Source organism: Rufibacter hautae (assembly GCF_008271695.1).
Classification (GTDB): Bacteria; Bacteroidota; Bacteroidia; order Cytophagales; family Hymenobacteraceae; genus Nibribacter; species Nibribacter hautae.
Genome location: NZ_VKKY01000001.1, coordinates 982,839 through 997,791 on the forward strand (window position 1 = coordinate 982,839; position 14,953 = coordinate 997,791).

Genomic DNA, 14,953 nt, shown 5'->3' on the forward strand with positions numbered 1-14,953 from the left:
GGCCGATTTTTAAAAACTGCCCCTAAACCAAGGTTTATCTTACATAAGCCTCGCGGGTTCTATAGCCTACGAAGCCGTAGTAGACAATGTACGCGTAGCAGAGCATGGGCACGATGAAGGAAAGCTGCACGTCACCGGTCACATCGGCCACGATTCCCTGCAGCGGCGGCACAATGGCGCCGCCCACAATAGCCATCACCAGCAGCGACGAGCCCTGGCTGGTGTGTACGCCCAGGCCTTTGATGGCCAGGTCAAAGATGGTAGGGAACATCACGGAATTGAACAACCCAATCCCGATTACGGCCCACATGGCCACGGCGCCCTGCCCGAAAGTCCCGATCAAAAGCAGTACAATCACGGCCGTGGCGTAAAGGCCCACCGTGCGGTTAGGAATGAAACGACCCAGGAGCAATACCACGAAGTTCGCAGCAATCAGCCCCAGGATAATCAAGGCTTGGTTCAGGTCATAGATGGCGTACACCGTCCCGAAGGTCACCGCGGCAATCACCGCCATGATCACGTACTTAAGCGAGTTGTTGCGGAACTGCGCCAGCGCCACCGCCCCGAAGAAACGGCCAATCATGGCCCCGCCCCAGTAGAAGGACAGGAAGTGTTTGGCCTCAGACTCGTCCAGACCGGCAATCTGCGGCAGTTTGAAGTAGTTGATGAGCATGCTGCCCACGGCCACCTCGCCACCCACGTACATGAAAATACAGATGATCCCTAGCACCAGGTGTTTGTGCTGCAAGGCCCCGGAACCGGCCACTGCCACGGCACCATCGCCGGTGAGGCGGGGCAGGCGCGCCAGTTTGATGATCACGGCAATCACGATCAAGGTGATGGACAGGCCCACGTAGGGCATTTTCACCGAATCGGCGGTGGCGGCATCGTTAGACACCTGGTCAAAGATGAGGTACCCACCAATGATCGGCGCGATGGTCGTTCCGAAGGAGTTCAGGGCCTGGGTCATGTTCATGCGGCTGGAGGAAGACTCCGGCGGTCCCAGGATGGACACGTACGGGTTAGCCGTGATCTGCAGCACCGTGATACCCGAGGCCAGCACGAACAAAGCGCCCAAAAACAAACCGTACGAATGGGAATCAGCTGCGGGCAGGAACAGGAGACAGCCGATGGCCGTTACCGCCAACCCTACAATGATCCCGTTTTTGTACCCGATCTTTAAAATAGGGTCGCCTTTGGTCACCGAGAAAATGAAGTACAGCAACGAGACAATGAAATAGGCCCCGAAGAAGGCCGTCTGGATGAGCATCGCCTGCCAGTTCTGCAGCGTGAACACCTGCTGCAGTTTAGGAATGAGGATGTCGTTCATACACGTGATGAAGCCCCACATGAAGAAGAGCATGGTCACCACCATCAAGGCACCGGTGTAGCTCTTGCCGGTGGTACCTGGCTCTGTTACCGCGGGAGCCGAGGCCGCGCTGCTGGAAATTCCTGCCATATTGTTTGGTCTGTTTGGTAAGGGGATGAAATGTTTTCGGTTCTGGTCTTCAGAAACGGGCTACCCAGCCTTTTCCTCCGGAAGGTGTAAGCGTTTCGGAAAGCTGGAAATCAAGGGAATAACCTCCCCTATTTGCTCCTGGCGGAAATCCGTTTTAAGGCGATTTCCTTAAAAATGAGCGTAAAACCAGCCGCCTCCGTGTTGCCTCCTATCCTTCAGAAAAGTAACCGTTAGGTGGTAGCAACCTTCTGTTCATAGAATCTTCAAGTATACTGTTTTCTTGCCAGATTTTTGTCATAAACGTCTACAGAAAATCAGTTTGCAGCCAGATAAAACAATTTAGCAAATTGTAAAAGCAAAGGCTTCAAAGGCAGAAACCATTTCCTACCCTTGAAGCCTTATAAGCCATTTATAGAAGAACTGCTTTGGTTACTTCGCGCTCTTTGCGGCAAAACCAGCCTGCTGCTGCAGGGCCTCCATGGCACCGGTGAGGTACACCAGCGGGGCGTTCCAGTTGATGGCGATTTCGTTGGCGGCGTAAGAGCAGTCGGCGTCCAGGTACATCTCATCGGGGGAGGTGGCGGTGTAGCCTTCGCATTTGTCCTGCTTGTTGGCGTTGCCGTTGGTACCGCCAGACAACAGCCCCGGCACCGGCTCCGCCACGTTATCGGCGATGGAAGGACGGTGGTGGGGGCGCATGGTGGATTTCTCCCCGAAACCGGTCACAAAAGAGTACCCCACGGCGTTGCGGCCCAAAAGGTAATCCAAGTTGGAGAGCGCGGCCTGCAGATACTTTTTGTCACCGGTAAGCTGGTAAGCCTGCACCAGCAACACGCCCTGGTTCGCGGCCACTGAGGAACTGCCCCACACATAATCTTCCTTCGCGCGGCCCATCACCATTCTATAGGATGCACTGGCGGCACCCGTCACCATGTCATCGGCGGACTGCAGCAGTCTTTTTCTGATTTCCGGCAGGTCTTTCTGGGCGGCTCCTTTCTGGTTCTTGTTCCGCAGCAGGGTGTAGTAGCCCAACAGACGCACCTGCGCCCAGCTGGGCAGCGGCATTTTGGCATCGGGCAGCATGTTCACGGCCTGGTAGTAACTGTCTTGCTGGGTGGTGGTGTACAGCTCGGCGGCGGCCCACAGACGTTCATCGCTGAAGTCTCTGTCACCGTAGGTACCGGTGGTCACATCCGGGTCGAAGCTCTTGTTCATGGCGTCTTGCTCGTAGGCCACATTGGGGTTCTTCTGCGCCCACTCCCAAGCTTTGGTAGCCGCGGTGAGGCAGGAATCTGCCAGGCCCGGAAAGGCCTTGGGGAAGTTCTTGTACACGCGGCTGGCTTGGGCCATTACGGCCGCGAAGTTCAGCGCCGCGCCGGTTCCTTTCTGCACCACATATCTGGGTTTAGTGGCTTCATGGGGCATCACCATCCCGTCAAAAGCAGGATTGGTCAATTTGTGGTACACGCCGCCGTCATTGGGGTCTTGCATGGTGAGCATCCACCGCAGGTTCCAGAGAGCCTCGTCCAGCAGGTCGGGCACGGTGTTTCCGCTCTCGGGGATGTTCAGTTTCTGGGCCGCGTAGAACTTGGGGAAATCCTCGTAGGATGACAAGAGCGTGCCCATGGTGATACCGCTGTTCACAATGTATTTGTTGTAGTCCCCGGCATCGTACCAGCCTTTGGTGGAGGATATCACCGTTCCGGCTGGGCGCTGGGCAGAGGCTGCCGAAGGGTGTACCAGCACCTTGTCATCTGGGTGGCCGGCCGGCCGATGCCACTTACCGGCGTATTTCTCCGGCAGGTCAATGGCCGTGCGCTGGAAGTAAAAGCCTTTGATGGCCGCGGCAGCCACCGGTCCGTGCACCTGCGACTTGATCTCAAACGGGTACGACTTGCCCACACCCGGAACCTCCAGCACGTAAAATCCATTGCCGCTGAAACCGCTGAAATCGGCTACCCGGGTAGGCTTGCCGGAGAGCTCGGCTGCTTTTACCTCGGAGAGTTGGCCGGTGAAGACCGTTTTAGACCCGTCGGCGGTTTTCACGAAGAATTTGCCGCCTTTGTTCTCGCCTACCACTACGGCTATTTTGGAGGCATTTGGATAAAAACCGACCTGATTCAGGCGGATGGCTTCTTGGCTGGACAATGGTTTCTGCGCCTGAGCACAGGAGAAGGAGAGGCAGAGCAGGGCTCCGCCCAAGGTCTTGTAGAGATGACGCATGGTTGTTCTTTTCAATGTAGGGCCTCTGCCCGAAGAGGCAAAGACATGGAAGATGCAGCCTTTTACTGGTAACGAAAGGCTGTTTTCTGGTTGGCTAAGATAGGCAAGCCCACCCGCGCCGGGGTACACCAAATGTTTCAAATCTGTTCCCGTTTGGTTAACCCGTGTCCAGCCAGCGGTGTGTTTACTGCCTGATTGTTAGAAAACAGACATAAAACGGCTTAGGACTGCTTTTTTTCGTTCTCGCGGCTCTCGGCGTAATGCGAGGGCAGGATGTTGTATTCCTCTTTGAAGTATTTGGTGAAGTATTTCCGGTTGTTGAAGCCCACCTTGTAGGCCACCTCGGCTACAGTCAACTGGCTTTTCTCCAGGAACTGGGCCGCATGCTGCAGGCGTATCTTCCGGATGAATTCCACCGGCGACTGCCCCGTGATGGCCATCATCTTCTTATACAGGTGCACACGGCTCACGCCCAACTCCTTGCTCATCTCCTCCACCGACAGGTCTGGGTTAGACAGGTTGTCTTCCACGTATTTAATGGCTTTCCGGATGAGTTTATCGTCCAGAGACACGATCTCGTTCTCGCTGGCCTGCACGCTTATCTTCTTCTCAAACACCTTCTGCAACAGCGCCCGCTGCGAGATCAGGTTCTTGATGCGAGACAGCAGCATATCAAAGTTGAAGGGCTTGGTGAGGTAATCGTTGGCGCCTACGTCCAGGCCTTTGAGTTTTTTCTCGTCTGAGGCGTGCGCGGTTAGCAAGACAAACGGAATCTGTGAGGTTCTGGGGTCGGCCTTGATCTTTTTGCAGAACTCCATGCCGTCTACCTCGGGCATCATGAGGTCGCTCACAATCAGGTCGGGCAGGTGGAAGAGCGCCTTTTGCCAGCCTTCTTTTCCGTCACGGGCCTCCAGGATGTTGAAGTGCGGTTTCAGGCTGTCTTTGAGGTAGAACCTGAAATCATCGTTATCTTCCACCACCAGCACCACGGGTTTGTTGTCGGCGAAAACCGGCTTCTGGGGTTTAGAGGATTCTGCCTCGGCGGGCTGGACAGTCTCCTGGGTTTCTACCGCAGTCTCTTGGTCGGCCTGGGCCTTGCTCCGTTCTTTCACCGGGATGGTCACGGTAAAGCAGCTTCCCTGGTTGGGGGCACTCTCCACAGTAATCACGCCGCCGTGCAGGTTCACAAACTCCTGCACCAAGGCCAACCCGATGCCGCTGCCCTGGTTCACCATGTGGCTGGGCACCGTATCGCGGAAAAACCGCTCGAAGATCTTTTTGTGGTTCTCCCTGGCAATACCAATACCGCTGTCTTTCACCTTGATCTCCAGAATCTTGATTCCTTCTGAAGAAGAGTCATTGTTGTGGCAGTTCAGCTCTACTGAGATACGGCCGTGCTCCGGGGTGAACTTAAAGGCGTTGGACAGCAGGTTGAACAGGATCTTCTCCAGTTTATCCTTGTCAAAGGAAGTGTGCAGTTCGGGCACGGTGCTCTGGAAAGAAAGGGAAATATGCTTCTTGTCAGAAAGGTCCCCGAAAGATTGGACGGTTTCCTCTACAAAGGCCACCACGTTGCCCTCAGAAGGAGAGAGTTTGATATCCTCCACGTCCATCTTCTTGAAATCAAGCAGCTGGTTCACCATGTTCAAGAGGCGCCGGGCGTTCTTGTTGATCATCTGGTACTGCTGGTGCACCTCAGGGTCAGAAGTGGTTTTCAGCAGTTTCTCAATGGGCGCCAGAATAAGCGTGAGCGGCGTCCTGAACTCATGGCTCACGTTGGTGAAGAACTTGATCTTAAGGATATCCAGCTCGTGCAATTGGCGCGCCTCCCTTTTCTCCTGCTCCATCTCAAACCTGGCGATGGCTTTTTTGAGTTCTATCCGCCGGATTAGCACCAGTCCTACCACTATCACCACAGCGTACAGTAGAAAAGCCAGGGGCGTTTGCCAGAAAGGCGCCAGCACGGTAATCTTCATGGTGGCCGGGGTTGGGGTCCAGACGCCGTCATTGTTGGCCGCCATCACCTTGAACTCATACTCGCCGGGGTCCAAGTTGGTATAAGTGATTTTCCGGTTGCCATCGGTGATGGGGTGCCACTCCTTGTCAAAGCCTTCCAGTTTGTAGCGGTAACGGTTCTTCTCGGGGTGGATGAAGTTCAGGGCCGCGAACTCAATGGAAAACACGTTCTCGTCATGTTCCAGGGTGATTTCCTGGGTGTCAGAGATGGATTTCTCCAGAATCACGCGGTCATTGAAAGGCTGGTTGGGCTCCAGGCTCTTGTTGAACAACTGAAAATCGGTGAACACCACCTTGGGCGCTACCCTGTTCTTCTCTATGCGGCCGGGCGTGAAAAGATTGAACCCGTTGGAGCCGCCAAAGACCAACTCCCCGCGGCGGGTGACCAGGGCAGCGTTTTCATTGAAGGCTTTGCCCTGCAACCCGTCCTGCTCGTCATAGCTCCTGAAATCATAGCGGTACCCCTGCCCCTCTTTCTTGATGATGACGTTGGCGATGCCGTTGTGGGTACTCACCCACAGGTTGCCGCTTTTGTCTTCCAGCATGGTGGTGACGGAGTTGTTGGGCAGGCCGTCTTTGACCGTGAAATGGGTGAAGGAGTTATTGCGGTCGTTGTACAGGTCAAGGCCCTCGGTGGTGCCAATCCAGAGGTTGTTCCGGCTGTCTCTTTTTATAAAGGTGATGTTGTTGCTGAGGAGGCTCTTGGGGTTCTTGGGGTCATGGAGAAAGAAAGTGCTCTTGCCCGTTTCCTTGTTGAAAACGTCAATGCCGTAGCCGCCGCCCACCCAGAGATTGCCCTGCCGGTCCTCGGTGATGGAACTGATGTAATCGCAGTGGATGGGGAATTTGCCCGCGCCTCCTTTGGAGTGGATGAACCCGTTCAGCGCCGGATCAAAGAGGTCCAGGCCGCCCCTGAGCGTGCCAATCCAGAGGTTGCCTTGGGTGTCTTCGTAGAGTTCCCAGATGTTGTTATCGGCCAGGCTCTGCGGGTTTCCCGGCTCATTTTTGTAATGGACGAACTTCTGGCCCTCCAACCGCGAGAGGCCGCCCAGGTAAGTGCCCACCCACAGCTTCTGGTTCCGGTCAAGGAGCAGGCTCACGATGATGTCACTGGAAAGGCTGGAAGCGTCCTTGGGATTGTGCGTGTAGCGGGTGTACTGGCCCGTGGCCCGATCCAGATACAGCAGACCGGCGCCGTTGGTACCAATCCAGAGATTGCCTTTCGCGTCCTCGGCGAAGGCGTTCACATCATCAAAAGGCAGGCTGCCGGGCACCGAGGAGTGGGACTTGACATGCGGAAACCGGATGATGTTCTGGTGGTAGTAGTTGACTCCTTTCTTGAAGGTTCCCACCCAGATAATACCCTCGCTGTCTTTATATAAAGAGTGGATGCTGTTATCGGCGAGGCTCTGGTCAGAATCCCAATTGTGCCGGATGTACTGCACGGTGGAGTTCTGCTTGTCGATGACGTTGATGCCGCCGTGGTCGGTGCCCACCCAGATCTTACCCGGGGCGCCTTCAATGATGCCGCGCACCATATTGTTGTTGAGTTTCAGCCCCGGAGAGTCTTTGTGGATATGCTGGAGCGTTTTACCAGCGCTGGAGTAAAAGTAGACGCCGCCCTCCCTTTCGCGCACGTAGAGCCACAGGTCATTGGCGCTGTCCACAGTGAGCGCGTAGTCCTGGGTTTCCTGGCTGTACTTGCGGTAGATGTCATCGTTGCGCTCTACCACCTTGAGGGTTTTGCCGTCCAGCCGCTCCAGGAGGCCGTTTTGGTGCACCATCCAGATATCGCCGCGGGAGGTCTGGCCTATGGCCGATAGGTTGTTCGTGCTCAGGCTGCTTTTGGCGGAGAACGCGTGCTTCAGGTGGATGGAAGTGCGGTTGCGCACATTGTATTTCACCAGTCCCTGGCCAGCCAACACAAACCAGAAGTTACCCTCCCGGTCTTTGAGGATGTCCTGCACCACGCTGCTCGCCGGCAGTTTGTACTGCTTCAGGAAAGCCTGCTGGTTGCGGTAAAACCGCTCGGTCTGCGGGTCAAAGATGCAGCTGCCCTGGAACGTCTGCACCCAAATGCGGCCATCGGGGCCTTCCAGCAGTTTGGTCACATCGTTGCTGATGAGGGATGTGGTGTCGTTGGACTGGGATTTGTAGACTTTGAGTTTATTTCCGTCATAGCGGTTCAGCCCGCCCGAGACGGTCCCCACCCACAGGAAACCGCGGCTGTCTTTCAAGAAACACTTCACTTGGTTGCTGGACAAGCCCTGGTCCATGTCTATCGACGAAAACCTGAACTGCCCCGGTGCCTGCGCCTGTCCCTTCCGGGCCATTGACCCCAGCAGCACCAGCATTACCACTAACCATCTATTCAATCCCATACCTGATATTCAGCGGATATTTACCCCAATACCGTCCCCTGTCCTGAGGTTCGGTTCTTCATTTTGATCCTGCACCGGCGGGCGGCGCCTACCTCTTTTGCTTCGGCCTTTTAAGCCTGTTTTCAGAAAACTGGCGCTAAAACAAAACCCTTCAGACTGGCAAAAGGCAGTTATCATTCTAACCCCTCCAACACAGACCAACCTTCCAAAACGTTCCTTGGCCAACCAAAGCTTTTTAGCCGTTTTCCAGAAAACAGGCCTGAAACACAAGCTTGACATTTTAGGCTTTAAACTCCCAAAAGTTACGACTTTGCTAACAGAACCCCAATTTTTGCTCAGGCCGCGGAAAGAATGTCAACCACTGGGGCCAGAACCAAACCTCCCACCTGGCCAAAGGTACCGCCTTTGGCCGCGCCCCGGAAGTATCAAATGTTTCCTTTTGGTGGTTCATTTGTTAAGAATGGCCCACCACCGCAGGACTCCTCAAAAAGATGCTTTATACTTGTACAATCCCTGTTTTTGGGCGTTCCAAGGCAGGGGATTATCTGAACAAAATCAAACAACCGAAAACAATGAGATACCTTACCCCAATGGCTTTGGTCTTGGCGTTAGGGCTGCAAGCCTGCAGTTCTACCCAGACGGGGCAGTCTGCCAAACCAGAAGCCTCTATGTCTGCGGCCACCAGCACCGCTCCGGCCACCCAAGCCCGCGACCAGCAGATTGAGGACCTGCTCTCCAGAATGACCGTGGAGGAAAAAGTAGGGCAGATGACGCAGCTCACCATTGACCTGATCCTGAAAGACACTGAAGCGGCCACGGTAGACACCGCCAAGCTGCGCCAGGTCTTGGTGAACCACCACATCGGCTCTATCCTGAACGTCAAGGGCCGCGCCTACACCATTGACGAGTGGCACACCGTCCTGAATGCCATCCATGACGTGACCGACAAGACCCGCCTGAAGATTCCGGTGATCTACGGCATTGACGCCATCCATGGGAACAACTACCTGGCCGGTACTACCCTGTATCCGCACAACATCGGGATGGCCGCCACCCGTAACCCGGAGCTGGTGAACCGCCTGGCCCAGATCACCGCCCTGGAAACGCGGGCGGCCGGTATTCCGTGGAACTTTGACCCAGTGTTGGATGTGGGCCGTCAGCCGCTGTGGCCGCGCTTTGAGGAAACCTTCGGCGAAGACGTGTTTGTGGTGAAAACCATGGGCGCCGCCGCCATCAGAGGGTATGAGCAGAACGGAAAAGGCCCCGATTTCACCGTGGCCGCCTGTATGAAGCACTTCCTGGGCTACTCCTACCCTTCTACCGGCAAAGACCGCACGCCTTCCTACATTCCGGAGCAGATGCTGCGCGAGGTTTTCCTGCCGCCGTTCAAAGCGGCCGTGGAAGCCGGCGCTTCTACCGTCATGATCAACTCCGGCGAGATCAACGGCGTTCCGGTACACGGCAGCAAGTATTACCTGACCCAAATCCTACGGAACGAACTGGGCTTTGAGGGCGTGGCTGTCTCTGACTGGGAAGACGTGATTCGTCTGCACACCCGCCATAAAGTGGCCGCCACCCCTAAAGAAGCGGTGAGAATGGCCGTAGAAGCCGGGCTGGACATGAGCATGGTCCCCACCGATTATTCTTTCTATGACCACCTGGTGGCTTTGGTGAAAGAAGGCACCATCTCTGAAGACCGCATCAACACCTCGGTGCGCCGCATTCTGGCTCTTAAGAAAAAACTGGGCTTGTTTGAGCAAGTGAGACCAAAGGCAGCCCTCAAAACCACCATTCACAAGGCTGAGTTTGACCAGGTATCCCTGCAGTCTGCCCTGGAGAGCATCACCCTGCTGAAGAACAACAACCAGGTGCTGCCGCTTAAGAAGACCTCCAAGATTGTGGTAGCCGGCCCAACCGCCAACACCCTGGCGGCCTTGCACGGCAGCTGGTCGTATATCTGGCAAGGAACCGATGAAACGCAATATCCAACCAAAGCCAAAACCTTGGTGCAAGGCTTGGTGGCGGAGATCGGGAAGAACAATGTGATTTCCCGTTCTGTGGCTGATTTCGCCAATGCGGCCAACTACAACGTGGCCCAGCTGAAAAGAGACGCCGCCCAGGCGCAAGCCATCGTGCTTTGCTTAGGCGAGAAAGCGTACGCCGAGAGCCCTGGCGTGATTGATGACCTTGACTTAGAGGAAAACCAACTGGCCCTGGTGAGAGCCGCCAAAGAAACCGGTAAACCGGTGATCATTGTATTGCTGGAAGGCAGACCACGCGTGCTTTCTTCGGTAGAGCCGTTAGCCGATGCGATTGTGATGGCTTACAGACCGGCTACCTTCGGGGCTGCAGCCATTTCCGATGTGCTCTTCGGGGACTACAACCCTGACGGCGTGCTGCCGTTCACGTACCCAAGATTCTCCGGCGACGTGCTGACCTACGACCACAAAGGCACCGAGATCATCCGGGAGGATATTCCTAATGCCGCCGGTAACCGTGGTTTCAACCCGCAGTGGCCGTTCGGACACGGTTTGAGCTACACTACTTTTGCTTTCTCTGACCTGCGCGTAGACAAAACCACCTTCGGCAACAACGATAACCTGAAGGTAACGGTGAAGGTGCGGAACACCGGCAGCAAGGCTGGTAAAAAAGCGGTGGAACTCTACAGCCACGACCAGTACGCCAGCATCACCCCGGCCGCCCGCCGCCTGAGAGCTTTCTCCAAAGTGTCGCTGCAGCCCGGCGAGGAGAAGGAAGTGAGCTTCACTATTTCGGCTAAAGATTTGGCTTTCGTGAACGAGGCCGGCAAATGGGTAACGGAGCCCGGCGCCTTCGACCTGATGGTAGGCGACCAGAAAACTGTGATAACTCTCCAATAACTGACTCACTGTAAACAAGCTTTCCGTTTAGGGCATTTTTCTAAAAAACAGCCCCAAAACGGAAAGCTTGTTTCTTTTAGCTTAAGCCTCACCTGCCGCAGATAGCTGTTTCCGGGCTGTTTTCCAAAAATCGGCCTTGAAACCAATAGATAAAACCGGCAGGTCACTTTTGAATCAAATCATCAAATCTCATATCACCAATTCCCAAGAAACATGAACCCTATTAAGCATTTTTTGCGCCACACTTTCGTCCTGTTGCTGGCGGCAACCGTGTGTTTTGGGTGCAAAAGCACCGTGCCAGACAAGCCTGCCGCGGTGCAGACGCCGGTGGAGAAACACGGGCAACTGAGTATTGTGGGCACGCACTTGGTGGACCAGAACGGAAAAGCGGTGCAGCTCAGGGGCATGTCTTTCTTCTGGAGCCAATGGCAGGGCAGTTTCTACAACCCAACTACGGTGAAGTGGCTGAAGGACGATTGGCAGAATACCGTGGTGCGGGCGGCCATAGGCGTAGACATGGGCGGTTACCTCAAGAACCCCGAGGCCGAGAAGCAGAAGGTGATCACGGTGGTGGAAGCCGCCATCAAGGAAGGCATTTACGTCATCATTGACTGGCACGACCATGAGGCGCACAAGCACACTGAGCAGGCCAAAGCATTCTTCAGCGAGATGGCCCAGCGCTTCGGGGAGTACCCCAACGTGATCTACGAGCCGTTCAACGAGCCTCTGGAAGACGCCGATTGGGCCACCCAGATCAAACCTTACCACGAAACCATCATCCAGGAAATCAGGAAGCATGACCCCGACAACGTCATTGTCTGCGGTACCAGAATGTGGTCTCAGCGGGTAGACGAGGCCGCAGAGAACCCCATCAACGCGCGCAACATCGCCTATACTTTGCATTACTACGCCGCCACGCACAAACAGGAGCTCCGCAACATTGCCGCCAAAGCCATCGCCAAAGGGGCGCCGCTGTTCGTGACCGAGTTCGGGACCTGCGCCGCCGACGGCAACGGAAAGGTGGATGAGGCAGAGTCTATAGCTTGGTGGGCTTTCCTGGACGAGCACCAGATCTCGTGGTGCAACTGGTCGGTAGCCAACAAAGACGAGGCCGCCTCGGCCCTGAAACCCGGTATTAACGCCCCTGGTCAGTGGGCCGAAGCCAACATCAGCGCCTCGGGGCAACTGGTGCGGCAGCAACTTCTGGAGAAAGCCAAACAGGAGAAAACGCAGCCTTAACCTGGTTGTTCGAACCAGCTATTAGCAGAAATCCCCACGTAAACCATTTTACGCGGGGATTTCTGCTTTTCAAGAAGAAGGCCTGCCGTTGTGTTTAGGGCCTGTTTTAAGAAAATCGGCCTTGAAACGGAGCTTTGGTTTTGTATTAAATAAACACCCGAGAGCCGGAGTAGTTCTGCCGGAATTCTTTGGGCGTACAGCCGTTTTTGCGCCGAAAAATGCGGTTGAAGTAAGAGAGGTTGTTGAAGCCGCACTTGAAAGAGACCTCCGAGATGGTTTCGGTGGTGTCAATGAGCATGCGCGAGGCGTGCCCTAGCCTGATCTCGTTCAGGCTCTCGATAAAGGTTTTTCCGGTCCGTTTTTTAATAAACCGACTGAAAGAGACTTCGGGCATGTTCACCACTTTGGCCACATCGGCGAGGGAAACCTCTTTGTCATAGTAGGTCTGCATGTACTCAAACGCTTTCTCAATGCGCCGGCTGTAGTAGTTGAACTGGTCTGAGGTGAAGGAGCTGTTGGAGAGCGTGCGCATGTTGCGCGAGATGGACAAATCATGCAGGATGGAGATCAGCTCCAGCACCGAGTCAAAGCCGCCTTTCTGGGTCAGTTGTTTCAGGCGGGGCCTGAACGCCTCTTTTATCTCACGGGAGAAAGAAATGCCTTTGCTGGCGCGCTCCAGCAAAGCCCTGATGAAGCTCAACTGGTTCCGGCGCAGGAATTTCTCATCCAGCAGATCGCGGTGGAACTGAATGGTGATCTCCTCAATCTCCTTGCTTTTGCACTGGTGCGTAAACCAACCATGCGGCAGATTGCTTCCCACCAAAACCAAGTCCAGGTCATCAATGATCTCCACGTGGTCGCCCACTACCCGTTTGGCACCGGCAGCGTTGTACACAAAGTTCAACTCGAAGTCCTCGTGGTAATGAAGCGGAAAGTTGAATTCCTCCTTCACCCTGGAAAACAGGGTAAAGCAGTCGTTCTGCGTCAGAGGGGTAATCTCACGATAAATTGCACTCATAAGAACTGAATTATATGGTCAATTTACACATTTTTGCTTAAAGCCGCCTCCAGAACGTTAAAAAAATACCAGTCTGTTGACACCTTGTCACCCCCTTCAATTACCTAGAAAGCCATCACTACAGCTAAATTCCCCGAGACAACTATTTACCACCATATCTGGTCAAAGCAAAACAGACCATCAACCAACCCTTGATTTGTTTAAGCTATTAGTAAAATCAGCAACAATTAGTCAATTTCAAGCTATTCTATTATAGTTCTTGCAACATTCAACAAAAACGCCTTCAAAAACTCCTCTTCCATAGCTGGCACATGGAAGGGCTATATTCCATCAAATAAACGATAAAATAGTACTACAACCCTGCAGAAAAACTACCTAGTTTTGTAAAGTAGCGAAGAGCCATGCACTCGCTTAGGCAGAAATCAAGAGAAAACCATAAAGACCTTAAACACCGGGCAAGCTCGCCGATTAAAAACCACGATTTCGGTCTTTTAAATTCAAAGCCTTTACCAAACAGAACATATGACTAGAATTCTACTGGCCTTCCTTTTTCTGTTGACTGCGCAACTCACCGCTTTAGGGCAGGCACTACCTATCAACAAGAAAGCGACCCAGGCCACCAAGAACCTGTACGCCAACCTGAAACGCCTCTCCCAGAAAGGCATCATGTTCGGGCATCAGGACGCGCTGGCCTACGGCATTGGGTGGAAATACGAGCCCGGACGTTCAGACGTGAAAGAGGTGGTGGGCGAATACCCGGCGGTAGTGGGCTGGGAACTGGGCCACCTGGAACTAGGCAAGCCCATGAACCTGGACAGCGTTCCGTTCCAGAAAATGCGGGAGTACGCCCAGGAAGTCTACGCCCAAGGCGGCCTGAATACCTTTAGCTGGCACCTGAACAACCCCGTAGACCCGGGCAAAACCAGTTGGGACGCGGCAGATTCTACCATCCAGCACCTGTTCCAGGACAAAAAAGCAATGAAGCGTTACAAATCCTGGCTAGACGGATTGGCCGGTTACATGAAGAGCCTCAAAGGACCCAACGGTGAGCTGATCCCGGTGGTGTTCCGCCCGCTGCATGAGCACACCGGCAGCTGGTTCTGGTGGGGCCGCAAACACTGCTCCCCCGAGGAATACAAGCAGATGTGGCGTTTCACCGTGGATTACCTGCGGAAGAAAAAAGCCAATAACCTGCTCTTCGCCTATTCCACCGACCGGTTCACCTCCCGCGAGGATTACCTGGAGCGTTACCCCGGCGATGACTACGTAGACATTGTGGGCTTTGACATCTACCACCGGCCGCCGGCCAACGCAGACGCCAGCCAATTGGCTCAATCAAACCAGGCCTTTGTGAAAGAGACCCGCCAGATGGTGGAGACGCTGCGCCAGATTGGCCAGGAGAAAAATAAGGTCTGGACCCTAAGCGAAACCGGTCTGGAAACTCTGCCTGTGTCCGATTGGTGGACCAATGTGCTCGCCCCCATTGTGAAAGACGCAGGCCTGTCTTATGTCATGGTGTGGCGCAACGCCAGAACAGACCATTACTACGCTCCTTATCCCGGCCAGAAAAGCGCCCAGGACTTCAAAAGCTTCTACCAGAACCCCAACGTATTCTTCATCAAGAAAGTAGCCCAGGAGCAACTGTACGCACCGGTTCCGCAAGAAAACCTGGGCGCCAAGAAATAGAACCGTATTACACCGCCTCTTCTACACCAACTACAACAAACCTTCACTCTCG

The 14,953-nt window shown here is 54.5% G+C and carries 7 protein-coding genes; 3 read left to right on the forward strand and 4 right to left on the reverse strand.

The window, feature by feature from the left end:
- Positions 1-34: 34 nt before the first annotated feature.
- The 3 genes from FOA19_RS03780 to FOA19_RS03790 form a co-directional block, all read right to left on the reverse strand.
- On the reverse strand, positions 35-1,459 hold the full coding sequence (locus FOA19_RS03780; RefSeq protein ID WP_149089445.1) for a sugar MFS transporter: 1,425 nt from the start codon (positions 1,457-1,459) through the stop codon (positions 35-37).
- Between the two features lie 429 nt (positions 1,460-1,888).
- Positions 1,889-3,682 carry a glycoside hydrolase family 9 protein gene (locus tag FOA19_RS03785; RefSeq protein WP_149089446.1) on the reverse strand — a complete coding sequence of 598 codons (1,794 nt, stop codon included), beginning with the start codon at positions 3,680-3,682 and terminating at the stop codon, positions 1,889-1,891.
- A gap of 221 nt (positions 3,683-3,903) precedes the next feature.
- Positions 3,904-8,079: a hybrid sensor histidine kinase/response regulator transcription factor gene (locus FOA19_RS03790; RefSeq protein WP_223808722.1), complete on the reverse strand. Its 4,176-nt coding sequence runs from the start codon at positions 8,077-8,079 to the stop codon at positions 3,904-3,906.
- Between the two features lie 572 nt (positions 8,080-8,651).
- Between FOA19_RS03790 and FOA19_RS03795 the strand changes: the two genes are divergently transcribed.
- A complete protein-coding gene (locus FOA19_RS03795; protein ID WP_223808723.1) occupies positions 8,652-10,958 on the forward strand; it encodes a glycoside hydrolase family 3 N-terminal domain-containing protein in 2,307 nt (768 codons plus the stop codon).
- Positions 10,959-11,192: 234 nt separating this feature from the next.
- Entirely contained in the window at positions 11,193-12,197 is a 1,005-nt protein-coding gene (locus tag FOA19_RS03800; RefSeq protein WP_190300273.1) for a glycoside hydrolase family 5 protein, read from the forward strand.
- Between the two features lie 145 nt (positions 12,198-12,342).
- On the opposite strand, the gene FOA19_RS03805 is transcribed toward FOA19_RS03800, so the two are convergent.
- Positions 12,343-13,215 (reverse strand): AraC family transcriptional regulator, encoded by an 873-nt coding sequence (locus FOA19_RS03805; protein ID WP_149089448.1) that lies wholly within the window; start codon positions 13,213-13,215, stop codon positions 12,343-12,345.
- A gap of 522 nt (positions 13,216-13,737) precedes the next feature.
- Here FOA19_RS03805 and FOA19_RS03810 point away from each other — a divergent pair.
- A complete protein-coding gene (locus tag FOA19_RS03810) occupies positions 13,738-14,901 on the forward strand; it encodes a glycoside hydrolase family 26 protein (protein ID WP_149089449.1) in 1,164 nt (387 codons plus the stop codon).
- Positions 14,902-14,953: the final 52 nt, after the last annotated feature.